This window comes from Micromonospora sp. NPDC048835, assembly GCF_040649995.1.
GTDB lineage: Bacteria > Actinomycetota > Actinomycetes > Mycobacteriales > Micromonosporaceae > Micromonospora.
Genome location: NZ_JBEZGM010000003.1, coordinates 268,468 through 292,643, shown reverse-complemented (window position 1 = coordinate 292,643; position 24,176 = coordinate 268,468). Strand labels below are relative to the sequence as shown.

Annotated in this window: 22 protein-coding genes and 1 tRNA gene; 4 read left to right on the top strand and 19 right to left on the bottom strand. The window is 70.9% G+C overall.

Annotation, left to right across the window (positions count from 1 at the left end; translation table 11 throughout):
* Nucleotides 1-64 precede the first annotated feature (64 nt).
* From AB0C15_RS06105 to argS, 7 genes are all read right to left on the bottom strand, one after another.
* Complete coding sequence (locus tag AB0C15_RS06105; RefSeq protein WP_357349171.1) at nucleotides 65-1,309, bottom strand: MFS transporter; 1,245 nt, start codon at nucleotides 1,307-1,309, stop codon at nucleotides 65-67.
* An 11-nt stretch (nucleotides 1,310-1,320) separates the two neighbouring features.
* Entirely contained in the window at nucleotides 1,321-2,163 is an 843-nt protein-coding gene (locus AB0C15_RS06100; protein WP_357349169.1) for a polysaccharide deacetylase family protein, read from the bottom strand.
* 134 nt (nucleotides 2,164-2,297) lie between these two features.
* Nucleotides 2,298-5,576, bottom strand: a complete 3,279-nt coding sequence (locus AB0C15_RS06095) for an efflux RND transporter permease subunit (RefSeq protein ID WP_357349167.1) — start codon at nucleotides 5,574-5,576, stop codon at nucleotides 2,298-2,300.
* 130 nt (nucleotides 5,577-5,706) lie between these two features.
* Nucleotides 5,707-6,756 (bottom strand): threonine synthase, encoded by a 1,050-nt coding sequence (thrC, locus tag AB0C15_RS06090; RefSeq protein WP_357349165.1) that lies wholly within the window; start codon nucleotides 6,754-6,756, stop codon nucleotides 5,707-5,709.
* Nucleotides 6,757-6,894: 138 nt separating this feature from the next.
* Nucleotides 6,895-8,205, bottom strand: a complete 1,311-nt coding sequence (locus tag AB0C15_RS06085; RefSeq protein ID WP_357349344.1) for a homoserine dehydrogenase — start codon at nucleotides 8,203-8,205, stop codon at nucleotides 6,895-6,897.
* Nucleotides 8,206-8,213: 8 nt separating this feature from the next.
* Nucleotides 8,214-9,599, bottom strand: a complete 1,386-nt coding sequence (gene lysA / locus AB0C15_RS06080; protein WP_357349163.1) for a diaminopimelate decarboxylase — start codon at nucleotides 9,597-9,599, stop codon at nucleotides 8,214-8,216.
* Nucleotides 9,600-9,659: 60 nt separating this feature from the next.
* Nucleotides 9,660-11,327 carry an arginine--tRNA ligase gene (gene argS / locus AB0C15_RS06075; RefSeq protein ID WP_357349161.1) on the bottom strand — a complete coding sequence of 556 codons (1,668 nt, stop codon included), beginning with the start codon at nucleotides 11,325-11,327 and terminating at the stop codon, nucleotides 9,660-9,662.
* Between the two features lie 97 nt (nucleotides 11,328-11,424).
* Between argS and AB0C15_RS06070 the strand changes: the two genes are divergently transcribed.
* The 4 genes from AB0C15_RS06070 to AB0C15_RS06055 all read left to right on the top strand — a co-directional run bounded on the left by AB0C15_RS06070 (nucleotide 11,425) and on the right by AB0C15_RS06055 (nucleotide 14,081).
* Nucleotides 11,425-12,222, top strand: a complete 798-nt coding sequence (locus AB0C15_RS06070; RefSeq protein ID WP_357349159.1) for a DUF3105 domain-containing protein — start codon at nucleotides 11,425-11,427, stop codon at nucleotides 12,220-12,222.
* A gap of 8 nt (nucleotides 12,223-12,230) precedes the next feature.
* Nucleotides 12,231-12,899 carry a DUF305 domain-containing protein gene (locus AB0C15_RS06065; RefSeq protein ID WP_357349157.1) on the top strand — a complete coding sequence of 223 codons (669 nt, stop codon included), beginning with the start codon at nucleotides 12,231-12,233 and terminating at the stop codon, nucleotides 12,897-12,899.
* Between the two features lie 319 nt (nucleotides 12,900-13,218).
* Complete coding sequence (locus tag AB0C15_RS06060) at nucleotides 13,219-13,914, top strand: winged helix-turn-helix domain-containing protein (protein ID WP_357349155.1); 696 nt, start codon at nucleotides 13,219-13,221, stop codon at nucleotides 13,912-13,914.
* A 92-nt stretch (nucleotides 13,915-14,006) separates the two neighbouring features.
* Nucleotides 14,007-14,081: transfer RNA gene (locus tag AB0C15_RS06055), tRNA-Arg, on the top strand.
* 136 nt (nucleotides 14,082-14,217) lie between these two features.
* Here AB0C15_RS06055 and AB0C15_RS06050 read toward each other — a convergent pair.
* From AB0C15_RS06050 to AB0C15_RS05995, 12 genes are all read right to left on the bottom strand, one after another.
* Entirely contained in the window at nucleotides 14,218-15,585 is a 1,368-nt protein-coding gene (locus AB0C15_RS06050; protein WP_357349153.1) for an integrase, read from the bottom strand.
* A complete protein-coding gene (locus tag AB0C15_RS06045) occupies nucleotides 15,582-15,776 on the bottom strand; it encodes a helix-turn-helix domain-containing protein (RefSeq protein ID WP_357349151.1) in 195 nt (64 codons plus the stop codon). Before AB0C15_RS06045 ends, AB0C15_RS06050 begins: the two co-directional genes overlap by 4 nt.
* Before the next feature lie 488 nt (nucleotides 15,777-16,264).
* Nucleotides 16,265-17,821 carry a hypothetical protein gene (locus AB0C15_RS06040; RefSeq protein ID WP_357349149.1) on the bottom strand — a complete coding sequence of 519 codons (1,557 nt, stop codon included), beginning with the start codon at nucleotides 17,819-17,821 and terminating at the stop codon, nucleotides 16,265-16,267.
* Entirely contained in the window at nucleotides 17,818-18,795 is a 978-nt protein-coding gene (locus AB0C15_RS06035) for a bifunctional DNA primase/polymerase (RefSeq protein WP_357349147.1), read from the bottom strand. The genes AB0C15_RS06040 and AB0C15_RS06035 overlap by 4 nt, the downstream gene beginning before the upstream one ends.
* A 30-nt stretch (nucleotides 18,796-18,825) precedes the next feature.
* Entirely contained in the window at nucleotides 18,826-19,125 is a 300-nt protein-coding gene (locus AB0C15_RS06030; RefSeq protein ID WP_357349145.1) for a hypothetical protein, read from the bottom strand.
* The gene (locus AB0C15_RS06025; protein ID WP_357349143.1) at nucleotides 19,125-19,418 is read right to left on the bottom strand and encodes a hypothetical protein; all 294 of its coding nucleotides are present in this window, start codon (nucleotides 19,416-19,418) and stop codon (nucleotides 19,125-19,127) included. Before AB0C15_RS06025 ends, AB0C15_RS06030 begins: the two co-directional genes overlap by 1 nt.
* On the bottom strand, nucleotides 19,415-19,654 hold the full coding sequence (locus tag AB0C15_RS06020) for a hypothetical protein (RefSeq protein ID WP_357349141.1): 240 nt from the start codon (nucleotides 19,652-19,654) through the stop codon (nucleotides 19,415-19,417). Before AB0C15_RS06020 ends, AB0C15_RS06025 begins: the two co-directional genes overlap by 4 nt.
* Before the next feature lie 147 nt (nucleotides 19,655-19,801).
* Complete coding sequence (locus tag AB0C15_RS06015) at nucleotides 19,802-21,988, bottom strand: cell division protein FtsK (RefSeq protein ID WP_357349139.1); 2,187 nt, start codon at nucleotides 21,986-21,988, stop codon at nucleotides 19,802-19,804.
* 99 nt (nucleotides 21,989-22,087) lie between these two features.
* Nucleotides 22,088-22,450, bottom strand: a complete 363-nt coding sequence (locus AB0C15_RS06010; RefSeq protein ID WP_357349137.1) for a hypothetical protein — start codon at nucleotides 22,448-22,450, stop codon at nucleotides 22,088-22,090.
* Between the two features lie 47 nt (nucleotides 22,451-22,497).
* Nucleotides 22,498-23,421 (bottom strand): ABC transporter permease, encoded by a 924-nt coding sequence (locus AB0C15_RS06005; RefSeq protein ID WP_357349135.1) that lies wholly within the window; start codon nucleotides 23,419-23,421, stop codon nucleotides 22,498-22,500.
* On the bottom strand, nucleotides 23,418-23,792 hold the full coding sequence (locus tag AB0C15_RS06000) for an RRQRL motif-containing zinc-binding protein (RefSeq protein WP_357349133.1): 375 nt from the start codon (nucleotides 23,790-23,792) through the stop codon (nucleotides 23,418-23,420). Before AB0C15_RS06000 ends, AB0C15_RS06005 begins: the two co-directional genes overlap by 4 nt.
* Entirely contained in the window at nucleotides 23,792-24,037 is a 246-nt protein-coding gene (locus AB0C15_RS05995; protein WP_357349131.1) for a DUF6284 family protein, read from the bottom strand. Before AB0C15_RS05995 ends, AB0C15_RS06000 begins: the two co-directional genes overlap by 1 nt.
* Nucleotides 24,038-24,176: the final 139 nt, after the last annotated feature.

The window sequence follows — 24,176 nt, the reverse complement described above, 5'->3', positions numbered from 1 at the left end:
GCGCTCATGCTAGGGCTCGGCACCGACTATGCGGCGCCGCGCCCGCTGCCTGGGACTGCCGGATTCAGCTCGCCGGGTCCGGAACCGGCTCGACGGCCGGATCGGTGAGCGAGAGCCGACGGGTGGCGATCCGCCAGCCGACCGCGTACACCAGGGTGATCAGACCGCAGCCGGCGAGCACCACCCGTTCGTCGACCGAGTCCACCACCAGGGCCACCGCCAGTTGGCTCACCGAGATCGCAAGCGTCGCGAGCATCATGTCGGTGGCGAAGACACGACCACGCAACCGGTCCGGGACCTCGCCCTGCAGGGCGAAGTTCGACATCACCCAGTTGCTGCCACCCGCGAAGTGCGCCACGAAGACCAGCAGCAACACCAGCGGGAACCAGCGCACCACCGAGGTGCCCAGGTAGGACAGGCCATAGAGCGACATGGACAGCGCCAGCCCGGGCAGCAGCCAGGCCCGGTTGGTCAGCACCCGGCGCATCAGGATGGGCCCCACCAACGCTCCCGCGCCGCGGACCGCGAAGAGCAGGCCGGCACCGAGCGGGCCGACGCCGTACACGCCGGCAAGCAACGGGAACACGGTCAGCACGCCGTTGCCCAGGCCCACCGCCGACTTCACGGTGACAAGCGCGAGCACCCGGGGGCGGTGACCGATGTAGCCGAGCGCCTCGCGGACGGCCGACCAGGTCCGCTGGGCCGGTTGGTCGGCGTCGCGGGGTGCCTGCAGGGGCCGGCGGATCCGCATGGCGAGGCCCGCCGCCACCGCCAGGCCCGCCGCCGCAACCCAGAAGCAGGCGTACGGACCGGCAGCGGTGCTGAGCACGCCACCGAGCGAGGCGCCGACCACGGTCATGGTGCCCCAGGCCGATCCGGCGACGGCGTTGCCGGCGGCGAGTTCGTGCGGCTCCAGCACGTTCGGCAGCGCGGCCTGTGCGGCCGGCGAGTAGAACGCCTTGGCGACCGCGACCACACCGATCGCTACCAGCGCCAGCCACGCCGTTCCCGCGTTCCGCACGCCGAGCAGCAACAACACGCCCACCAGCGCGGCCACGTTCGCGCAGATCATTACCTTCCGGCGGTCGAAGCGGTCGGCGATCGTGCCGGTGTACGGCAGCAGCAACGCCACGATGCCGGTGTCCACCGCCAACACCAGCGCGCCCCAGACCCCGCTGCCGGTCAGGTGCGGCAGCAGCACCAACAGGGGAACCATCACGAACCAGTCGGCGCCGAAGACCACCAACTCGGCGAGGAAGAGGTTGCGGAAGCTCCGATTGCCGGTCAGAACCGAGAGGGTGGACGCCACGGAGCGCGACCCTACCTGGTCGGCGTCGAGGCCACACCCGCTCCCAGCAGCGCGGAAACGGTGACGAATGTGTAACCGCGGGACCGTAGCCCGTTGATCATGTCGGTCAGCCCGCGCAGCGCGACCAGCCGGCGGTGCGCCCCCACATCGTGGCCGAGCACGATCGTTCCCGGTCGGACCTCGGCCACGATCCGCCGGGCGTGGCCGGCCGGGTCACCGGGGAACTCCCGCTCCACCATCTGCAACGACCAGAGCACCAGCCGGTAGTCCAGCCGGGCCGCCGCGTGCAGCACCGCCCCGCCCAGGTGACCGTACGGCGGGCGGAGGAGCACCGGCGGCACCCCGGTCAGCTCGGCGATCGCATCGTGGCTGCGGTGCAGGTCGTCGTACGCCTCGGTGGCGTCCAACTCGGCCAGGTCCCGGTGGTCCCAGCTGTGGTTGCCCACCTCGTGGCCGGCGAGCCGGCCGCGGACGACGTCGGCGTGCCTGCGGACCTGCCTACCGACCATGAAGAAGGTGGCCGGAACCCGGTGCTCGGCCAGGGTGTCGAGCACCATCGGCGTCCACTGTGGTGCCGGGCCGTCGTCGAAGGTGAGGGCCACCAGTCGCTCGGTGGTCCGACCCGACCAGACCGCCTCCAGCGCGCCGGAGCCGACATCCTGCTGGCCGTTGCCGAGGGTGGCACTCGCGGGGCCACCGGCGACCGGCATCCGGCGATGGGTGATCCACCACGCCTCGGACGTGCCCGCGCCGATGGCCACACCGCTCGCCACCAGCAGGCCACGACGCAGCAGGTCGCGTCGCCCCCACCCGGTCGCGCCCTCGGCCGTCCGCCCACCCCGCTCCACCCACACCCCCAGTCATCTACGAGGAGTATGCAAGAAGTCACACAAGGTGTGGGGCGGTCGGGTCGGAGTGTTTCCGGCGAATGAACCCGGAGCGCCCCCGGCAGGAATCCCGCCGGGGGCGCACCGTACTGCACGACGACCTACTCGGTCGGCTCCGCCGGAGGCAGCGGCGAGGTACGGCTACGGGGCAGCCGCAGCACCTCGAACTGGTCCGTACCCTCGACAAGCGCGGCCGACGGCGCGGGACGCCCGGTCGGCTGCGCCGCCTCGGCCTCCGCCGGGGCCGGCGCACCGCTCGGCACCGCGACCTGGTTCGGGGTCGGCGTCTCGTCCGTCTCCGTCGTGGTCACCGCCGGAGTGCCGGAGCGCCGCCGTGCACGCCGCCCCCGCAGCGACTCCTTGGTGTGCTCGACCATCGCGTAAAGCGTCGGCACCAGGATCAACGTGAGCAGCGTCGAGCTGAGCAGACCACCGATCACCACCACCGCCAACGGCTGGGAGATGAAGCCGCCCTCACCGGTCAACCCGAAGGCCATCGGCAGCAGCGCGAAGATGGTCGCCACCGCCGTCATCAGGATCGGACGCAGCCGGCGCCGGCCACCCTCGACCACCGCCTCCTGAACCCCCATGCCCCGCGCCCGGTACTGGTTGATCAGGTCGAGCAACACGATCGCGTTCGTCACCACGATGCCGACGAGCATCAGCACACCGATCAGCGCCGGCACACCGAGCGGCGTACCGGTGACCAGCAGCAGACCGATCGCACCAGTCGACGCGAACGGGATGGAGATCAGCAGGATCAGCGCCTGGGTGAGGCTGCGGAACGTGGCCACCATGATCAGGAAGACGATCGCGATCGCCACCAGCACCGCCAGGCCCAGGTCACCGAAGGCATCCGCCTGATCGGCGCTGACACCACCGATGGTGAAGCTCGCACCCGGCACGTCGATGCCGTCCAGCCGCTTCTGCAGCTCCTTGCTCGTCGCGCCCAGGTTCGAGCCGGTCGCCGCGCCGGTGACCGACACGCTGCGCTCACCGTCGATCCGGGTGACCTGCTGCGGGCCCTCACCCTGGGTGACGTCAGCGATGTCGTCGAGCTTGACCGGGCCCACCGGCAGCGCCCGCAGCTCCTCCACGGTCAGCGGAGGCTGCGTACCCGACCGGAGCACCACGTTCTGCTGCTGACCATCGAGCGCGACCTGGCCCAGCGGCGCTCCCCGGAACGCCTGCGACACGAGCTGCCCCACGGCTGCCTCGGTGAGCCCGGCCCGGGCGGCGGCGACCCGGTCGACAGTCACGTCGACCCTCGGCACCCGCTCGGCCAGGCTGGTGGAGACATCCTCCACGTCCGGGACGCCGGCCATCGCGGCCCGCGCCTCCTCCGCGGCCCGGGTCAACACCTCCGGGTCACTGGCCTGGACGATCACCTCCAGCTGGCTCGTCGACGCCTCCTGCCCGCCGCCGAAGCTGATCTCACCCACGCCCGCGCCGAGCTGGGCGAACTCCTTGCGCAGCACCTCACGCATCTGCTTGGCGTCGGTGTCGCCGTCGAGAGCGAGGGACCAGCTGGCCACGTTGTTGCCGCCGCCGCCCGCCCACGGGTTGTCCCCACCACCCGCGGTCACCTGGTACGTCCCGACGCCGTCGGTGCGGGACAGCACCGCCTCGACCTGCTTGGCCGCCGCGTCGGTGGCCGCCAGGCCACTGCCGGCCGGCAGCTCCTGGCTCATGTTGAGAGTGTCCTGGCCGGAGTCGTCCAGGAAGTTGGTCTCCAACTTCTGCGCCAGACCGAAGGTGGCGAAGAGCACCAGCAGGCCGAGCCCGACGGTGATCCAGCGGGTCGACCGCTTGCGGGTGGCGAACCCGATCACCGGCAGGTACGCCCGCTGCAACGGGCTGCGCAGCTCCTTCTCCTCCGCGGCGTGCCGTACCGCCTCGTCGTCGGGGGTGCCGCCGCGCGGCTTGAGGAACCAGTACGCGAGGACCGGGATCACGGTCAGCGACACCAGCAGCGAGGCGAGCAGGGCCACCGTCACGGTGATCGCGAACGGCGCGAAGAGCTGGCCCACGAACCCGCCGACGAGCGCGATCGGCGCGAACACCGCCACCGTGGTGAGGGTGGAGGCGGTCACCGCGCCGGCCACCTCCCGGACGCCGGTGATGATGGCGTGCCGCTTCTCCTCGCCGTACTCCAGGTGTCGTTTGATGTTCTCCAACACCACGATCGAGTCGTCCACCACCCGGCCGACCGCGATCGTCAACGCCCCGAGCGTGAGCAGGTTGAGCGAGTAGTCACCGATCCACAGGGCGATCAGCGCCACCAGCACGGAGAGCGGGATGGAGACCGCGGTGACCACCGTCGAGCGCACCGACAGCAGGAAGACCAGGATGACGATGACCGCCATCACCAGGCCCAGCAGGCCCTCGGTAGTCAGCGACTCGATCGACTTCTCGACGAACGGCGCCTGGTCGAAGACCACCGTCAGGTCCGCGCCGGCGGCGTCCTTCAGGTCGTCGAGCCGGTCGCGGATCTCGTGCGAGATCTGCACGGCGTTGCCGTCGGGCGCTGCGGTGACCGCGATGCCGAGGCTGTCCTTGCCGTTGGTACGGGTGATCGCCGTGGCCGGAGCGAGCTGCTGCTCGACCGTCGCCACGTCACCGAGGCGGACCGGCGCCGCCCCCGGGACGACCACGATGCCGCGCAGGTCCTCGAGCGTGGCGATCGGCGTGCCGACCTGCACCGGGAGGGCCAACCCGCCGTCGGTCACCGCACCGGCCGGAACCGCCACGCCGTTGGTCTTCAGCGCCGCGCCGATCGCCGTCGGCGGGACCTTCGCGGCGGCAAGCTTCGCCGGGTCCGGGGTGAGCACCACGACGTCGTCGCGGGTGCCGGTCACCTCGACCGTGCGTACCCCCTCGATGCCCTCCAGCTCCGGCACCACGGTCGCGCGCAGCTTCTCGGCGAGCGCCCGCTCGTCCGCCGCGCCGGCCGCGGCCAGCACCACCGCCGGAAGGTCGTCCGTGCTACCCGCGATGACCTGCGGGTCGACGCTCTCCGGAAGCTGGGCGTCGATCCGGCTCAGCGCGGTCTGCATCTTGTTGACCACGTCGTCGAGGTCGGTGCCGAACTCGTACGTCACCTGGACCGTCGCCGCGCCCTCGCGGGACGTGGAGGTGATCTTGTCAAGACCGGGAATGCCCTGGAGGGCGTTCTCGATCGGCTCGGTCACCTGCGACTCGACGATCTCGGGGCCGGCGCCGGGGTAGGGGGCCACGATGAACGCGGCCGGGAACTCGAGCGACGGCAGCAGTTGCTGCTTCAGCGACGGAACGGCGAACGCTCCGAACACCGTGGTCACCACCGCGATGAGGGCGATCAGCCCTCGGTTGGCGAGGCTGAATCTGGCGAGCAGCGACATCGGCCTGGTTCACTCCTGAACGAGAATGCGGGCGGGGATACCGGAAAGTGTGCCGGACTCGCCTCTTCCGGCACCCGCCGCCCCCACGCTGTCCCGCCGACCGCAGGCCCGCCCCCCGGGCGGTGGTCGCTCAGGCCAGGTCGAGGGCGCGGGCCGCAGCCAGCGGGTCGTTCGCGATGGTCACCGGCGCCGGCGCCGTGGAGATCGCCCACTCCGGGTCCTTCAGCCCGTGGCCGGTCACCGTGCAGACCACCGTGGAACCGGGCGGCACCGCGCCCGCCGCGGCCTGCTGCAGCAGGCCGGCCACGCTTGCCGCGCTGCCCAGCTCGACGAAGACCCCCACCTCGCGGGCGAGCAGACGGTACGCCGACAGGATCTCCCGGTCGGTCACCGACGCGATCAGGCCACCGGAGGTGTCCCGGGCATCCAACGCCTTGGTCCAGCTCGCCGGGTTGCCGATCCGGATCGCGGTGGCGATCGTCGACGGCTCCGGCACCACCTGGCCGGTCACGATCGGGGCCGCACCGGCGGCCTGGAAGCCGTACATCTTCGGGGCCCGGGTGGTGGCGCCGGCCGCCTGCTCCTCGGCGTAGCCCATCCAGTACGCGGAGATGTTGCCGGCGTTGCCGACCGGCAGGCAGTGGATGTCGGGCGCGTCACCGAGCGCCTCGACGATCTCGAAGGCAGCGGTCTTCTGGCCGTGCAGCCGGTCGATGTTCACCGAGTTGACGAGCGCGACCGGGTAGTCCTGGGCCAGCTTGGCCGCCGTCGCCAGGCAGTCGTCGAAGTTGCCGTTCACCTGGAGCAACTTCGCGCCGTGCACCAGCGCCTGGGCCAGCTTGCCCAACGCGATCTTGCCCTGCGGCACCAGCACCGCGCAGGTCAGCCCGGCCCGGGCCGCGTACGCCGCGGCGGAGGCGCTGGTGTTGCCGGTGGAGGCGCAGATGATGGCCTTGTTGCCGGCCTCGACTGCCTTGGACACCGCGAGGGTCATCCCCCGGTCCTTGAAGGAGCCGGTCGGGTTGGCGCCCTCGACCTTGAGGTGCACGTCGCAACCGAGCCGGGCGGAGAGCACCGGCGCCGGCAACAGCGGGGTGTTCCCCTCGTGCAGCGTGACGACCGGCGTGGCCGCGGTGACCGGCAGCCGGTCCCGGTACGCCTCGATCAGACCCCGCCACATGTCGCTCTCCTCGCCTCTGGCACCGTGCGCCGACCTCGTCGGGGCCACCTTGGACCACGTTGCCCGAGCTGTCGAGGGCAGACCCGGGCTTACCCACCTGGCGGGACGCGCGAGCAGCCCCGTCGATGGTCCAACGAGTCAGGCGCCGCCCTCGACCCGCAGCACACTCGTCACCGACCGGACGATGTCCAGACCGCGCAGCTCACCGACTGTCGCGGCGAGTGCGGCGTCCGGAGCGACGTGCGTGACGATGACCAACTCGGCGTCGCCGTCGCGGCCCGCCGGCCCGCCCGCCGAGCCCTGCCGCACGGTCGCGATCGACACGTCGTGCCGGGCGAACACGCCCGCCACCGAGGCCAGCACACCCGGACGGTCGGCCACGTCCAGGCTCACGTGGTAGCGGGTCAGCGCCTCGCCCATCGGTCGGACCGCCAGGTCCGCGTACGCGCTCTCGCTTGCCGCGCGCACCCCGGCGAGCCGGTTGCGGGACACCGCGACCACGTCACCGAGCACCGCGCTCGCGGTGGGCGCACCACCGGCACCCCGGCCGTAGAACATCAACTGGCCGGCCGCGTCGGCCTCCACGAACACCGCGTTGAACGCGTCGCCGACGCTGGCCAGCGGGTGGCTGCGCGGGATCATCGCCGGGTGCACCCGGACGCTCACCGTCTCCCGTCCGGCGGAGTCGACGCCCCGGGCCGCGATGCAGAGCAGCTTGATCGTGCAGCCCATCGCCTGGGCGCTGGCCATGTCGGCGGCGGTCACCTCGGTGATGCCCTCGCGGTGCACGTCGGCCGCGCCGACCCGGGTGTGGAACGCCAGCGAGGCGAGGATCGCCGCCTTCGCCGCCGCGTCGAAGCCCTCGACGTCGGCGGTCGGGTCGGCCTCCGCGTACCCCAGGGCGGTGGCCTCCTCAAGCGCCTCGGCGAAGCCGGCGCCGGTGGCGTCCATCGCGGAGAGGATGAAGTTGGTGGTGCCGTTGACGATGCCGGTGACCCGGTTGATCCGGTCGCCGTGCAGCGACTCGCGCAGCGGGCGCAGCAGCGGGATGGCCCCGGCCACGGACGCCTCGTAGTAAAGGTCGCCACCGCCCTCGGCCGCCGCCTCGTGCAGGGCCACGCCGTCCTCGGCGAGCAGCGCCTTGTTGGCGGTGACCACGCTCTTGCCGGCACGCAACGCCTCGACCAGCCAGCTCCGGGCCGGTTCGATGCCACCGACCACCTCGATCACCACGTCCACGTCGTCGCGCTTGATCAGGCCGAGCGCGTCGGTGGTGAACAGGTCCTCGTCGACCGGCAGGTCACCCCGGTCGCGGCCGAGCCGACGAACGGCGATGCCAGCGATCTCCAGCGGAGCGCCGATCCGCGCGGTCAGGTCGGCCGACTGCTCGTGCAGCAACCGGACCACTTCCTGGCCGACAGTGCCACAGCCGAGCAGCGCCAAGCGCACAGGTGACGTCATCCAACATCCAATGCGAGCAGGTCCTCTTCGGTCTCCCGCCGGACGATCAGGCGTGCCTGGCCGCCGCGCACCGCGACCACCGGCGGCCGGGGCACATGGTTGTAGTTGCTGGCCATGCTCCGGCAGTAGGCGCCGGTGCCGGGCACTGCGACAGAATCTCCGGGCTGCACGTCGGCGGGCAGGAATTCATCCTTCACCACGATGTCCCCGGACTCACAGTGCTTTCCCACCACGCGGGCGAGCAACGGCTGCGCGGTCGAGGCGCGCGACGCCAGTGTGGCCGAGTAGGACGCGTCGTAGAGGGCGGTGCGGATGTTGTCGCTCATCCCGCCGTCGACGCTGACGTACGTCCGGATGCCGTCGAGTTCCTTGACCGTGCCGACCTCGTAGAGGGTGAACACGGCCGGCCCGACGATGGCCCGGCCCGGCTCGATCGACAGGTGCGGCACGGCCAGGTTCTCCGCCGCGCACTCCGAGTCGACGATCTTGCGCAGCCGCTTGGCCAGGTCCTGCGGGGTCGCCGGGTCGTCCTGGGTGGTGTACGCGATGCCGAAGCCGCCGCCCAGGTCCAGCTCGGGAAGCTCCACCCCCCGGGCGTCGCGGATCTGCGCCTGCAGGGCGAGCACCCGACGGGCCGACACCTCGAAGCCGCTGGCGTCGAAGATCTGCGACCCGATGTGCGAGTGCAGGCCGCGCAGCTCCAGCACGTCCTCATCGAGGATCTTGAAGGCGGCGTTCGCGGCGGCGCCGCCCGCGAGGGAGAAGCCGAACTTCTGGTCCTCGTGGGCGGTGGCGATGAACTCGTGGGTGTGCGCCTCCACGCCCACGGTCACCCGGACCAGCACCCGGGGCCGCACCCCGCGCTCGCGGGCCAGCACGGTGAGCCTGTCGATCTCGGTGAACGAGTCGACGATGATGCGGCCCACCCCCGCGTCGAGCGCCCGACCCAGCTCGGCTACCGACTTGTTGTTGCCGTGGAAGCCGATCCGCTCCGGCGGCATCCCGGCCGACAACGCGGTGGCCAGCTCGCCGCCGGTGCAGACGTCCAGGTGCAGCCCCTCCTCGGCGATCATCTTGACCACCGCCCGGCAGAGGAACGCCTTGCCCGCGTAGAAGATGTCCTCGGTCGGGAAGGCCGCCCGGAAGTCGCGGCAGCGCGACCGCAGGTCGTCCTCGTCGAGGACGTACACCGGGGTGCCGAACTCGGCCGCGATGTCGCGGACGCTGAGGCCCGCGACGGCGACCGCGCCGTCCGCGCCACGGGTCACGCTGCGCGGCCACAGCGTCGGCAGCAGGGCGTTGACGTCCTCCGGGGTACGCAGCCACGCCGGCCCCCGGTTGCTGATGTCCGCGTGCAGCGCACCAGCCTCATGAGCCCTCATTGGTTGTCTCCGCTTCGCGACTGCGTGGCTCGCACGCTCACTCCTCGCGCTCGCACGCGATCACATCCTCTCGGGTGCGGCGACGCCGAGCAGGTACAGGCCGTTGGCGATCACCGTGCGGGTGGCGTTGTTGAGCCAGAGCCGTGCGCGATGCAGATCGGTGATCTTCTCGTCGCCAAGCGGCAGCACCCGGCAGTTGTCGTAGAAGCGGTGGTAGGAGGAGGCGACGCTCTCCTCCAGATAACGGGCCACCCGGTGCGGCTCCCGCAGTTCGGCGGCCGTCGCCACCACCGCGGGGAACTGGGCGAGCGCCTTGAGCAGCTCGTTCTCCTTCTCGTGGGCGAGCAGCTCGGGGCGGAACGTGTCGGCGTCGCCCGGAACCAGCCCGACCTCGGCGGCGTTGCGGGCCACGCCCGCTGTCCGGGCGGCGACGTACTGCACGTAGTAGACCGGGTTGTCGCGGGTCGCCCGGGTCCACAGTTCGATGTCGATGTCGATCGGGGAGTCGCTGGAGTAGCGGGCCAGCGCGTACCGGGCGGCGTCCACGCCGATCGCGTCGACCAGGTCCTCCAGGGTGATCACCGTGCCGGCCCGCTTGCTCATCCGCATCGGGGCGCCGTCGCGCAGCAGGTTGACCAGCTGCCCGATGAGGATCTCCAGGTTGCGCTCCGGGTCGTCGCCGAAGCAGGCGGACATCGCCTTCATCCGGCCGATGTAGCCGTGGTGGTCGGCACCCAGCATGATCACGACCCGCTCGAAGCCGCGCTCGCGCTTGTCCAGGTAGTAGGCGCAGTCGGCGGCGAAGTACGTCCACTCGCCGTTGGACTTGCGCAGCACCCGGTCCTTGTCGTCGCCGAAGTCGGTGGTGCGCAGCCAGGTCGCGCCCTCGGACTCGTACAGGTGCCCCTGCTCGCGCAGCCGGTTCAGCGCCAGGTCGAGTTCACCCCGGTCGTGCAGGTCCTTCTCGTTGAAGTAGGTGTCGAACTCCACCCCGAAGTCGCGCAGCGAGGTACGGATCTCGTCGAACATCAGCGCGACGCCCTCGACCCGGAAGACCTCCTGGGCGGCGTCGTCGTCGAGCGAGCGCACCTCCGGCCGGCGGGCCTGCACCTCGGTGGCGATCTCGGCGATGTACGCCCCGCCGTAGCCGTCCTCCGGCGCCGGCTCACCCTTCGACGCGGCGAGCAGCGACCTGGCGAACCTGTCGATCTGCGAACCGGCGTCGTTGAAGTAGTACTCCGTGCCGACGTCGGCACCGGTGGCCCGCAGCAGCCGGCTCAGCGCGTCGCCGACGGCCGCCCAGCGGACCCCGCCGATGTGCACCGGCCCGGTCGGGTTGGCCGAGACGAACTCCAGGTTGATCTTCTCGCCGGCGAGCCGGTCACTGCGGCCGTACTCCGCGCCGGCCTCGACGATCACCCGGGCGAGCTGACCGGCGGCGGCCGCGTCGAGCCGGATGTTCAGGAAGCCCGGCCCGGCAATTTCCACCGATTTGACACCCGCTGCCCGACCCAGCTCGTCGGCCAGGGCGGTGGCCAGCTCCCGCGGCGGGACGCCCACCTTCTTGCTCAACTGCAGCGCGAGCGTCGAGGCGTAGTCGCCGTGCTCGGGGTTGCGCGGTCGCTCCACCACCGTGCTCGCCGGCAGCGCGGCGCGGTCGAGCCCCCGCTGCTCGAAGACGGCGTGGGCGGCGGCAAGGACGACCGAGGCTAGTTCTGCAGGAGTCACCCAACCATGTTATCGGGGGTAGACTCGGGCACTCGGCGGCTCCCCTGCGCGTCATCCGGCCCGCCATTCCCCTGACCGACCGACTTGACGAGGCACGATGAGCATCAGCACCCCGGGTGGCCCTGAGCGCCGCCCGACCGTGGTCAGCACCGGCAAGAAGCCGGCCGCAGGCCGGCCGGCGTCCGGCGCCAAGGCCGGTTCCGGCAAGCCGACGGGCTCCCCCCGGGCCGGCGGCAAGGGCCCGCGCAAGCCGGTCACCCCGGTCAAGGTGAGCCAGGGCCGCGCGTGGGGCCCCATCGCACTCTTCGTCGCGGTGGGCGTGCTGGCCGCCGGCATCATCGGGTACGGCGCCTGGGCGTCCTTCCAGGGCTCCAAGCCGTGGGACAAGCGGGCCGACGCCATCGACGGCATCGTCAACATCCGCAAGACCGACAAGGACAGCCTCGACTACGAGTCGCACAAGTCGGGCCCGCTGACCTACAAGTACTCGCCACCGGTGGGTGGGGTGCACAACGCCGCCTGGCAGAACTGCATGGGTGACGTGTACGACGCCCCGATCGCCAGCGAGCACGCGGTGCACAGCCTGGAGCACGGCGCGGTGTGGATCACCTACCGCCCCGACCTGCCCAAGGACCAGGTCGACAAGCTCGCCGGCAAGGTGCGCGGTGTCGAGAAGACGCTGATGAGCCCGTACGAGGGCCTGGACAAGCCGATCTCCCTGCAGGCCTGGGGCTACCAGCTCAAGGTCGACAACGCCGACGACTCGCGGATCGACGAGTTCATCAAGGACCTGCGGGTGAACGCCTCCGTCGAGGGCCCCACGGCGCTCTGCAACACCGGCATCACCGCCACCGGCACCACGCCGCGTGAGCTCCAGCAGCAGCCCACCCAGTAAGGACCACGATGACCGCCCCCACCACCACCGACAGCGAGTACGACGACACCCCGGCTGCCCCGGACGAGGGCGGCCGGGCCCAGCCGGCGCGTTACGGCGTGCTGGCGCTCGCCATCATGGTGGTGGTGGGGCTGCTCCTCGGCTACGCGGGCGGCCTGCTCACCCCACGGCTCACCCGACCCGGTGACGCCTCGGTCGAGGCGGGCTTCGCCCGGGACATGACGACCCACCACGCGCAGGCGGTGGAGATGAGCCTCATCGCGTACCGGTCGGCAACCCTCCCCGAGGTGCGGCAGATCGCCGTCGACATCGCCACCGGCCAGCAGGGCGAGATCGGCGCGATGCAGACCTGGCTGCGCGAGTGGGGTCTCAGCCCCACCGGGTCGAACCCGCCGATGTCGTGGATGTCCGACGGCGCCACGGTCAAGGACGGGCTGATGCCGGGCATGGCCACACCCGCGCAGATGACCGCCCTGCGCGACGCCCAGGGCATCGAGGTCGACCGACAGTTCCTGACCCTGATGTACGCCCACCACCTGGGCGGCATCCACATGATCGACGCGGCGCTCGACGAGACCGACAACGCCGAGGTGGTGCGGGTGGCCCAGACCATGAAGAACACCCAGCAGAGCGAGCTGAACAACCTCCGGCAGCTCCAGGCGCAAGCCAAGGGCTGACCGAGCGCACGGGCACCCGGCCCGCGTCCCCCGCCGGTGGTGGGTGGCGCGGGCCGCACCACGTCCGCCCCAGCCCACCCCACGCCGCTCGTGCGGTCTTGATCGACTCGGGTTGCAGGAAGGCGCGCGGTCCACGCGATCGAGACGCCCCGACATTCAGGAACCCGAGTCGATCACGAGCGACCGGGACACCCCAATGACCCGAATGTCCTGCTTCGTCGCTTGTGGCCGTTTTGCGAGGCACAGGCGATTACGTTGCTTAGAGAGTTTTCTCCCCACATATCGTGACCAGTTGCGATTCGGGCTCGTTGCCCAAGACGTGGGGGTTGCACTCAGAGACGCACGGCGTTCGGTCACCAGTTGGTGCCGACGCCACACCATCGGTGGTGACGGGGCGGTGGCAGCCGTCCGTCGCGGACAGCGGCAGGGCGAGCCGGGAATGCTCAGCCGCGAACAGGAACTCGAGTTGATCGACATGCTGCGGGGCGTCCACCCCGACGAGTTCGACCTGGACGAGGAGCTGTGGACGCGGCAGAGCCTCACCACGCTCATTCAGCGGCGCTTCGACCTGCCGCTGGACGCCGGGGCGGTCGGGGCGTACCTGCGGGCCTGGGGGTTGGGTCCGCGGGAGCCGCGCGAACGGGCCTGCGGGCTCTGCGTGAGCGCGGTCGAGCGGTGGGTCCGCAGCGAGTACCCGGCGATCACCCGGGCCGCCCAGGAGCACCTCGCGGAGGTCTACTGGATCGGCCGGGTCCGGCTACGCGGCACCATGCCGGCGGCGGACGTGATCTCCGCCGTCTCGTCCCGCGGTCGGGTGCGCTTCATGATCACCACGCCGACGGTGGACCCGCCGCTCCCCCGCGACTTCGTGTTGCGACTCAGCGGCGAGGAGCAGCGCACCGTGCACCTGATCGTGGACGGGTCCTGGCCGCGCAACGAGTGGCCGCGACGGCTGCCGCGCCGGATCGTCCTGCACCCGCTGCCCAGCTGCGGGCGGGCGATCGTCGCCGCCTGAGCGCCGGGTGGGCCGGTCGCCGACACGATCGGCTCACCCGATACCGATTCGGCGTACGAGGAGGACGTTTGCTAGTCTTCTCCAGTCGCTGAGCCCCCGTAGCTCAGGGGATAGAGCACCGCCCTCCGGAGGCGGGGGCGCAGGTTCGAATCCTGCCGGGGGCACCATCGATGACCAGCACGAAAAGGCCCTTGACCAGGGGAAACCCGGTCAAGGGCCTTAGTCGTGTGTCCGGCTGTGTCCGGCCGTCAGCGGCCCGTGGCGGGTGTCTGTGCCATATACGTGCCAAAGTTCGGGGCTCGGTCAGTCGTGGCCGAACGCTCGTTCGACGCGCCGCCGGAGAGCGGCCTCACCGCCGTCCAGACACTTGGCGTAGATCCTGAGCAGCACCTCCACCGACTGCCCAGCCCACTCGGCTACCTGAGTCGGCGGTACTCCCCCGTTGAGCTGTGTCGACACCGCAGCATGCCGAAGGTCGTACGGGGTGCGTGCCAGCGGGGAGGCGTAGACCTCGGGCGTGAGCACGGCGGCACGCGCCCACCGCCATACGCGGTTGATCGTCCCCTTGGGCAATTCCTCCTTGTTTCGCTCCCCCACGAACAACCGGCCATCCGGGCCGTAGCCGAACAATTCGATGTGGGTATTAATAATTGCGGTTAGTTCGGGCGGGCAGGGAACCGTTCGCGTCTCCCCCCGGGCGCGTTGCTTGAGTTGGCGGCTGTCCCGATTCTTTCCGCTGTCGGTCCACTCTCGGCCCGCGTGCGGGTTGGCTCCGTCGAGCGTGAATTCTCCCCAACCTTTCTCCGGTAGGTGAAGGTTCGGCTTTGCGAGGCGAACGGCTTCCTCCGGTCGCATAGCCGCGTAGTACAGGCAGGCATAGAAGGCGACCATGCGCGGCCCGATGCGCCCCTGCTCTCGGACCCCGTTCAGCAGAGTCCGCACCTGAACCGGGTTAGCTACTGATCGCCTGTCGATCGTTACAACTGTTTTTGGCGGCTTCCACCTCAGTTGCGGCAGCGGGTTTGCCAGCAGCGCACGTCTTTCCACTGCGTATTCGATCGCCGTGTTGAAAATCTTTCGGCGGCGACTGATGACGCTCGGCGCGGCCGGTGCGCCGTCGAGTCGCACTGTGAGGCCATCCAGCACCGGCCGCAGCACTTCCGGGCGGCTAAGGCTTGCCACGCCACGGGTGTTCCGCTTCACCCAACTGAGTACCTTCGTCACCTCTGGGGGCATGTCCTCGGCGTTGCGGCGGGCGGTGTTGAAGGCCCAACGGCCTAGGGCATGGCGAAGCAACTTGCCCTCCGGCCGCCCCTTTCCATCAGTCAGCATGAGCACGGTAAGCGCGGTCAGCGCTTCGGCGTGAGTGCGTCTAGTCGTGGCAGCCACGTGCGGCCATTTCATGTCGGCGAACGAACATGCCAGGTCATACCACGACATGGTGACTGTTTCGCGTCGCATGGTGACCGGACGTCCCGATTCAACGTCGAATGCTTCACCCTTTCGGGCAGCCGTTACCAGTTCAGATCGGAAGCTCTCCGCGAGAGCCTTTGTCTTGAACACTTCTTTGCGCCGCTGGCCGGCAACCTGCCAGCGAACACGGTAGGTGCGTCCCTTCTTCCCGTCGTACGTCTCGGTGGACCAGATACGCACGTCAAAGGTGGTATTCAAGCGGCCTCCTCATAGAGCGATTCAAGCCAGGATTCGTAGTCGCGTCGTTCGATTCGAATCTCTCCGTTCGGCAGCTTGCGAGCGGGCGGACCCTTGCGCTTTGCGCGCCAGTCGTAGAAGGTCGACCGGCTGATCCCAAGGTCGTCGCAGACATCGGAGATGGTGAGGTGTCGGTTGGCGAGGGTGGCCATAGGGCGTCCTTCCACGATGGGGCGCGCAACGCCCCGATTCGAACGCTGATGGCCCTCCGGCTCACACGAGCAAGCCGAGAAGGGTCGGTGTCGCGGCGCGGCAGAGAGGCGTAGGGCGGCCCGCTGAGAGCGCCGTAGACGCAAATCGGGGCGGGGTTGGTGTAAGGCATAGGGCCGGAGCGGCTGTGTGGCTCTCAGCGGGCCGCGTTCGTGGTTACGTCGCGGCCGGTCGGTTGTGCTGCGCCAGAGCGGCTGAACCATCTCCGCATCTCCGCATCTCCGCAAACATGCCTGTGAGCTGGGCAAATGCTTGCGGAGATGGTCGGAGGTGGTGAGGGGTCTTCTCCGCAAAGAGCCGGGATCTCCGCAGTTGGTTGCGGAGATGCGGAGATCGATGATCCTCATGGTTCTGATCTCCGCAGAGTGTTTCCCCAGGTGGTAGGGGGTCGTTGCGGCGTTGCGGAGATGCGGAGATGGTTCAGCGGGTTTCACCCCTCGTGCCGCTCGACCCAGAACACGGACCGATCCCCCCGGTCATTGCGGCCGGCCCGGACGACGTGCTCACCGCGCCACCGTCCGGCCTGCCCGGTCAGGAGTCGGCCGAGTTGCAGCGGGTTGGGTAGCCGCCCGTTGTGGGTGGTGATGAACTGCCCATCCCACGGGTCGCTGATGTCGCTGCCGAGGTGCATGGGCTCGCCGTCTTGCCGCAGTTCGGCGGCGGTCATCGCACGGCCGCCGTGGCGGTCGTGCCAGCAAGTGAGGAACGCGCGCCAGCGCGTTTCGTCTTCATCGATCTCACGAATATCAGCGGCGTTGGTCAGGAAACCGTCGATGCCGTGATGCGTCAGGAACCCGCCAAGGGCTTGCGCCCACGGCGTGAACTGCCGCATCGACAACCCCGACACCCGAGGTGCACCCCGGCGCGTCCAGTCGAGCACCAACACCAACAGGTGCCACAGCACGGTGAGTTGGTTCGCCGGGTCGGTGATCCACTGGTCAAGGTGCGGGATACCGAACCCGCGCTGATCGCGCAGCTCCGGGCGAGGCATGTCCGGGTCGAGGCGCACCCGAACCGTACGAGACGCCATGTCTCCACCGACTTGCAGGTTGTTGCCGGTGGCCATCCAGAGCCGATCGTTGACGGTGGCGACGTTGCGCGATGCCCCTAGCTGCCGGTCGGACCACACGCCGGAGGTGACGAGTTGAGCGAGCACGGCGGAGTCGATGACGGTTCCCTCGGCCAGGTTGTCCCAGATCACCACCCCGACCTGCTCGGCCAGCACCGCCGTGATGGACTTGCGCAACTCTTCATCGGAGTAGGCCCAGGTCATGACGCGCTGCCCGTAGAGCATCCCCGGCCCGGCCGTGAGGATCGTCTTCCCGGATGACGGCATGGTCGCGTCGATCAGCGCGAACGGGGTCAACGAGCGGGTGAAGTGCCGCAGGATCGGCGTGGCCAGCAGCGCCACGTAGTTGGCCCGGTCAGCCGGGCTGGACCACGGGAAGTCCCGCAGGAACCGATCCAGCAGGAACGTGCGCGCCTCGTCGACCTGCTGCGGGGTCGGCTCATCTGGCACCGGGGGCAACGCCACCTTGGACGCCAGGTAGAGGCCGGTCGCCGGGTCGTAGCCGGGCTGTTGGAGCAGGGTGCCGTCGCGGCGCAGCACCGGAGCGCCGATGATCCCGCGCAGCGGCGGCACCCCGGGCCACGTCTTGCCTGCTAGGACGGACGACAGGATGTCCCGAGGTGGGGTCACCTCGTCTTCGTAGACCTCGGGGTCGCCGGTGTCGCTCTTGCGGGTCTTGAGCCGGTACACGTAGGCGTGCTCGGCCAGCAGCCCGGCCAGCCCGGCAGGGTTGACCATGCTCGCGGACACCGGCAGCGGCGAGTCTTCATCGGCGGCGGTGGCCAGCCCACCGGACACGGCTTCCATGTGCACCAGGGAACCGGCGGACACGTAGGTGTCGGGAAGTAGCCCGTCGACCAGCGCGGCCTTGAGTACGCGGATCGTTTCGGGGCCGGAGCCGACCTGCAACCGGGTCATGCCGCCGCCCTCCCTACCCCGGCCAGGGTGCGCGGGTTGTTCGCCCCGGTCCGCAGGCCGGATGCGATCGTGCGGGCGACTTCCCGGGCGCGCAGGCCGAGGGACAGTGCGGCCGGTTCCAATACGGCGGTCACGTCGGCGTCGGTGAGCGCTCCCCCGGCGACCAGCTGCCCGAGCGCGATAGCGGAGGTGAACAGGGCGTGGTTGCGCTGCCCCTCGGGTGCGGCGGTAAGGTGGTCGGCCTGCCGGCGGATCGCGGCAGCAAGGTACGCGCCGCGCCGATCCGCCGGCAGCGCCACCGGTGCGGGCCGGTGCGCGGTGCGCGGGGTGGGGGCGAGCAGCCCGGCGACCCATGGGGGCAGTGGCGCGGGGTCGCAGTCCAACGCCACCGTGTACGGGTGGCCGGCGGCGGTGCTTGCGGCGCCCACCACGTAGCCGCCGTGGGCGCGGGTGTCGACCTTCCAGCCCAGCCCGCCCCGGTCGCCGGTCGTGTTGCGCAACGCCGGGCCGGTGGTGGGGTGGCGGTAGTAGAGGTGGCTGCCGCCGCTGGCCGTGGTCACGGTGTACGTGGCGTCGATGCCGCCGTGCTGGTTGGCGAGGGTGGCGAACACGTCGAGGCCGTCACTCGCGCCGGCCCACCGTGTTGGCGGGGTGTCGTCGGGGTGCTTGGGCACGTCGAGGTCGACTACGACCAGCCCGGACGGGCCGCAGGCAATGCCGATGCCGTAGGGGCGGGTCGACCATGCCCGGCGGATGCGGTCGGGGTTGGTGGTGGCGCGTTCCTCCCAGCCGACGTGGCGGCCGGCGGCGCGGCAGCGCGGGTCGGTGCGGGGGCAGTGCTCGGCGGTGCAGCGGTTGGGAAAGGCGGGCCGCTTGGCTGCATCCGGGGTGTCGGATTGGTCGTCGGGGCGCAGGGGGAAGACGTGCCAGCCGCGCGCAGCGTGCGCAAGCGCGGCGGTCATTAGGTCAGGCATGGAGATCTCCCACGGTTCGGGGGAACGGAGTCAGGCGGGGCGGCGCTGGGCGCGGGCGGTGGCGAGGTCGATCAGTGCGCCGCCGGAGGTGTCCGGGCTGCCGGTGGGCCGCTTCGTGCCGGTGGCGACGTTGAGCCGCAGATAGAGCCGGTAGCGGCCGGCGTCACTGCCGGTCAGCGGTCGGCGGGTGCCGTGCTGCGTGAGGTGCCCGGCGTCGACCAGCGCGGCCGTGACGGCGTCCAGCTCGGCGGGCGTGCCGGTAAGCCAGACCTCCAACCCGGACAGCCGGGCGTCACGCGGCGACGGCCCGTCGCGGCGCGCGGCGGGCATCAGGCGGCCCGCCCCGGTCGGGGGCGACCCGCGATGGCAGCGCGGGTCACGGTCTCCCGCAGGTCATCGAGCAGCCCGAGCAACTGCCGCCGCGCGGCCACCTCGCCCGGCGCGAGCGCGACCCTGACGCGCACCTCGGCGTGCTCCCGCCCGGCGGCGGTGCGCACCCGCACCAGCACCGCGCGGGAGCGGCCGGCAACGTCAACCACGATGTCGTCGGAGCGGTGTTCACCGAGGTTGCAGCGGTGGTCTTTGCCGCACCACTCGGTGTGCCCGTCGCGGCGGCGGGTCATGGGTGGCCGTCGCGGTATTCAGCGCGGATGAAGTCGATCAGCCGTCGGCCGGTACGGACGCGGATGCCGGTGCCGTCGCAGCGCCGGCAGTCGCGGCGGGTTCCGATCGTGGTGCGGTGGAAGCGGGCACCGTGGCAGCGTCGGCAGCGTCCCCACGGGGACGCGGCACACACCGCCAGGTAACACGCTGCGTAACCGAGGATGGCGAGGCTAGCGAGCAGCAGGATGGGGGTCATGGAATGCCTCCACAGGCCAAAACAAGAGCGCAGAGGGCTGACGCCGCTAGGAACTAGGGCGCTGGCCAGGATTGGGATTGGTTGCTAGCGGGGCCGCTAGGTCTAGCGGAGGGTGGCGCTAGACCTAGCGGCCGATCACTGTCCGCCTTAGGCGGCTTTGTCACCCCGGCGCTTGTTACGCTCCGCAACCGCGTCGGTGATGTGCTGGCGTTCGATGCCGCGCCGGTTCGCGCCCTTGCCGGTGGCCGGGTCGGTGCCCCACACCTGCCCGGTCGAGATGCCGTAGGGCTTCAGCGCGGCGGTGAGCTGATCGCGGGTCAGCTCCCCGTACGCGTCGGCGTTCAGCTCGGCTAGGCGCTCGGTCAGCGTCTCGGCCCACACCTTCGGCTCAGTCGCCGGCAACACGGTCAGGATGTCGTCGAGCAGCGTGTCTCGCCGCGCCGCCGGGGTAGCCGGCGTCTGCCCGATCGCGTGTCCCGTCAGCGTCCCGGCCGCTTCCCGCAGGGCACGCGCCCGCTCGGTGACCTTCTCGGCGGTCGGGCCGTCGATGTAGAACGTGCGCACGATCTGCGCGTCGTCGGCCGCGCCGACGAGGTACCCGACGCCCTTGTCTTTCTTGGCGAACATGGTCGCCCGAATGCCGTTCTTGTACGCCGACGTGCCCAGGATCATGTCGTTCTCGATCTGGCCCATGACCCGCAGGCAGAACCGCGTACCGGCGTTCGCGCTGACCCCGGTGGGCAGGCTCTTAGCGTCCGGCCGCTGCGTCGCCACGACCAGGATGACGCCCAGCGCGCGACCGAGCTTGATGATTTTCTCGGCCAGCTCTCCGGCCTCCTTGCCGAACTCCGCGTGGGAGAACAGCTCTTGCACCTCGTCGAGGGCCACCACCAGCCAGTGAAGGCCGAGCTTCTTGCGCCGGGCCAGCTCCGGGGTGACCTTGTTGTCCGGGCACACCGCCTTCGGGAGACCCTTGATGATCGCGGCACGGCGCTGGCACTCCTTGCGCAGCTCCCGCAACGCCAACAGCCCTTTCTCGGCGGTGTCGTCGTCCTGCCCCGACGCGTACCGGGCGGACACCTTCTCCAAGGGGTCGAGTCCGCCGGTGCCCTTGAAGTCGAAGCACCACAGCTCCGCGTACGGGTCGAGAGCTGCGGCCAGCAGCGGAACCTGCGTCGCGGCCGTCTTGCCGTAGCCGGGAATCGACCCGATCAACACGTTGGTGTACGGCAGCTCGAACGAGATGACCCGCCCGCGCGGGTCGGTGCCGAACGGCACCGGCCGACCGAGGTCGAACCCGCCCGTGCCCTTGAGCAGCGGCCAGACGGCGGGCTTAGTCGCGGCCATGTCCTGATCGCCCACCCACAGCAGCAGGCGGCCCGGGTGCACCTCCGGCTGCCCCTCCGGCCACACGCACCCGAGAGGGCGGGTCAGGCCGGCAGCGAGCCGGTCACGGCGCTCGATCACGTCCCCGGCCGTCACACCCGGGGGCAGGTCGATGTCCGCCCGCCAACCGGGCCCATCACGCACGATCGGCGCGGTGAAACCGATCGCCCGGTGCCCCTGCTTCGCGATGGCCTGACTGATGCCGGAGATGCCCAGCACGGCCAGGGCGCGCACCACCACATCGGAAGTGAGCCGAGCAACCCGGGGCACCACCACGGCGGTATCGAGTAGCGGCTTGTCGGCCGGCTGGCCGAGCAGCCCGCACAGCGTGACCAGCAGCGCCAGCACCGCCCACCGCGCCCACAGCGGCGCGAGTGCCACCGCGACACCACCAGCCAGCATGACCGCGAGGGAGAACGTGACCACGATGCCGCGCCACCGCACCCGCCGGTCACGCTGCTTGGACAGCTTCAGGTACAGCTCTCCGTCTTTGCTCGGGGAGGTGGCCTGCCGGTGCGGCTCACCTTCCCAGTCGAACAGCCACCGGGTAGCCCCGGACACCATCCGCCACCCGCCGCCCGGGGCGCGGAGCGCGAGCTTGGCGGCGTACTTCGGCAGCCGGGTCGCGTGGTAGCCGGTGGCGTGCAGGAGGTGCCCGACTGCCCAGCGCATCACGTCGCGCAGCTCCGTGCGCGAGCGCAACCAGGCGGGCAGGATCGGTCGCCGTTGGCCGGCGCGAACGCCGTCGAGGGTGAACCGCGGTGAGCGCTGCGCGGCCGGCGAGTCGACCAGCAGCGGCCCGCCGTCGTCGTCCGGGTCGGGGGTGCGGGCGGCGCGGGCCGCGTCGAGGTCGAGCACCTCGGCATCCGGCCCGCCGGTGGTCGGATCGGTCAGGTCACGCTCGGCGGCGTGCCAGTCGAATCGGTCATCGTCTCGGGGGGAGGTCATGATGGGTGTTCCTCCATCTGATCCGTGAGGGTCGGGGGTCGAGGGCCGGCGGCACGGCACGGGTTGTCGAGGCCACGAGGGCCGTGCCGCCGGGCGGGGTCAGGAACGCCAGTCGGGGCGTGGCGGGCGGGTCGCGAGGGTGGCCACCGCGAACGCGACCACCGCGACGGCGTGCAGCACGCGGCTGGCGGTGTCGTCGGCGGTGAACATGAGCACGAGGTTGACCAGGGTCAGGGCGTTGAACAGGTGCCAGATCCGGCGCGGGCGGCGGGGCGGCGGCAGGGTGACGTGGGCACCGTTGGTGATGACGGTGGCGGCCCACTCGTCGGAGTAGACAACGGCGTCGCAGGTCCACGGCCAGGGGTCACGGTCGGACGGGCCGGTCTTCTGCGCGATCAAACCGCCGTTGGTGATGACGGTGCCGATCGGCAGGTCAGCCGGCGCGGGGAAGGGTTCACTCATCGGTCACTGGGTCCTTTCGGCAGGTGGGCTAGTGGGGTGTGCGGGGGTTAGTCGTGGGTGCGCACGAGGTGCGCGAGTGCGGCACCCATGCCGAGCACCGCGACCGGGAGGCAGGCAACGGCGGTGGTGATCCACCACGGGGCCGAGGTGACCCCGGCTGCCTCCAATAGGTGGTAGGCGACCTGCCCGAGTGCGCCGATGGCGAGGGAGCCGAGGGCGGACCACTTGGCGAACCGACGTGCCCGCTCGGGCACCCGACCGGACAGCCACACGTAGAGGGCGTACGCGCCGTACGTCTCGACCCCGATCGGGAGGGTGATCGCGCTGTTGATGGAGAAGCTGTCCCAGATGCCCGGTAGCGGGTGCACGATGCCGAACCCGGTGAGTCCGCCCAACCCGACCCACCCGGACCAGATGGCGACGAACGCGGGCAGGGCCAGCAGCACCACCGGCCACACCACCGCCGACCGGGGCGGCGCGGGCGGGGTGGGCGTGCTCGGGTGACTGACCGGCGTGACCTCGGTGACCGGCTCGGCGGTGGTGATCTCCGGCGGGGGCGTCGGGTCCGGCTCGGCCGGCGGCGCGGGCTCGGGTACGACCGGGGCCGGCAGCGGGTGCGGGTCGAGCCGAGCAAGCGCCTCCCGGGCGGTCTCTCGCAGGAAGTCCGATGCGGTCGGGTCGGCCGCGACCCGGCGGGCCGCGTCGGCGACGTCGGCGTCAGTCGCGCCGCCCGTGCCGCCCCGGGCCAGGTTGTAGGCGATGGCGTCTCGGGCGAGGATCTTCTCCCGGGCCGTCTCCTCGATCAGCCGCGTGCGCAGCTCGGTCGCTTTCGGTGCGCCAATGCGGTACTCGGTCATGAGCCGGTTGCGCGAGGGAACCTCGCCCAACTCCTTGCTGAGCGTGCGGGCGGCGGGTAGCAGCTCGTCGACGGGCTGCGGGTACTTGGTGCCGTTGATGGCGGGGGCGGTCATGCTGCGTCCTCCTGGGGGAAGGCGCACGCGAGGCATTCGCCCAGCGAGCGCGGGATGAAGTACGGCCGCACCGTGTGGCAGGTGCGGCAGGTCCGGCGGGCCGTGAGTGCCTTGCCGATCGCGGCGCGCTGCGCGGGGGTCGCGGTGCGCTTCGGCGCGGCCAGGTCAACCCGGTACAGGTAGGCGGTGCGGGTGCCGCCGACGCCGCGCCAGAGCACCTGAGCGGCGACGGGTTGACCACCGGGGCGTAGGCCGGCGGCGGTCAGTTGACGGCGGGTGGCGTAGCCGGGCGGGGCACCCTTCCACCAGTAGGTGGGGATGCCGTACCGCGTGCCGTCCGGGTCGTGGAAGGCGGCGCGGATGCGGGCCATCAGGCCGCGCGGCGCGGGTCGATACGGGTAGCGGTGTCGATGGCGGCGCGGGTAACGCGGCTCTCGGCCCGGCGCAGCCGGCGCCAGTCCAGCGGCGACGGGCCGCCGTGGTCCTCGGCGTAGATCAGCGTGATCTCGGCGTCCAACATGTCCAGCTCGGCCGCGATCAGCGGCCACTCCGCGTCGATCGCAGCCAGATCGACGGCGGTCGGTTCGGCGGCGATGGGGGCAAGGTGCGTGCGCACGGGGGAACCTCCGGTGAGTCGATGACGTGGGGGAAAGCCCCGGGGTGCGACCAGACCGGCCGCACCCCGAGGCGAACAGGAATCAAGAGGCAGAAGTCCATGCCGCGCGCCAGACCCGGCCCGCTCGCCCCGCTCGCCC

What these genes read in the sequence shown, in the direction of transcription:
- AB0C15_RS06095 (WP_357349167.1), bottom strand. Translation starts at nt 5,576, where the DNA reads ATGTCGCTGCTCGCCAGATTCAGCCTCGCCAACCGAGGGCTGATCGCC.
- thrC (WP_357349165.1), bottom strand. Translation starts at nt 6,756, where the DNA reads ATGTGGCGGGGTCTGATCGAGGCGTACCGGGACCGGCTGCCGGTCACC.
- lysA (WP_357349163.1), bottom strand. Translation starts at nt 9,599, where the DNA reads ATGAGGGCTCATGAGGCTGGTGCGCTGCACGCGGACATCAGCAACCGG.
- AB0C15_RS06070 (WP_357349159.1), top strand. Translation starts at nt 11,425, where the DNA reads ATGAGCATCAGCACCCCGGGTGGCCCTGAGCGCCGCCCGACCGTGGTC.
- AB0C15_RS06065 (WP_357349157.1), top strand. Translation starts at nt 12,231, where the DNA reads ATGACCGCCCCCACCACCACCGACAGCGAGTACGACGACACCCCGGCT.
- AB0C15_RS06045 (WP_357349151.1), bottom strand. Translation starts at nt 15,776, where the DNA reads ATGGCCACCCTCGCCAACCGACACCTCACCATCTCCGATGTCTGCGAC.
- AB0C15_RS06040 (WP_357349149.1), bottom strand. Translation starts at nt 17,821, where the DNA reads ATGACCCGGTTGCAGGTCGGCTCCGGCCCCGAAACGATCCGCGTACTC.
- AB0C15_RS06035 (WP_357349147.1), bottom strand. Translation starts at nt 18,795, where the DNA reads ATGCCTGACCTAATGACCGCCGCGCTTGCGCACGCTGCGCGCGGCTGG.
- AB0C15_RS06030 (WP_357349145.1), bottom strand. Translation starts at nt 19,125, where the DNA reads ATGCCCGCCGCGCGCCGCGACGGGCCGTCGCCGCGTGACGCCCGGCTG.
- AB0C15_RS06025 (WP_357349143.1), bottom strand. Translation starts at nt 19,418, where the DNA reads ATGACCCGCCGCCGCGACGGGCACACCGAGTGGTGCGGCAAAGACCAC.
- AB0C15_RS06020 (WP_357349141.1), bottom strand. Translation starts at nt 19,654, where the DNA reads ATGACCCCCATCCTGCTGCTCGCTAGCCTCGCCATCCTCGGTTACGCA.
- AB0C15_RS06015 (WP_357349139.1), bottom strand. Translation starts at nt 21,988, where the DNA reads ATGACCTCCCCCCGAGACGATGACCGATTCGACTGGCACGCCGCCGAG.
- AB0C15_RS06010 (WP_357349137.1), bottom strand. Translation starts at nt 22,450, where the DNA reads ATGAGTGAACCCTTCCCCGCGCCGGCTGACCTGCCGATCGGCACCGTC.
- AB0C15_RS06005 (WP_357349135.1), bottom strand. Translation starts at nt 23,421, where the DNA reads ATGACCGCCCCCGCCATCAACGGCACCAAGTACCCGCAGCCCGTCGAC.
- AB0C15_RS06000 (WP_357349133.1), bottom strand. Translation starts at nt 23,792, where the DNA reads ATGGCCCGCATCCGCGCCGCCTTCCACGACCCGGACGGCACGCGGTAC.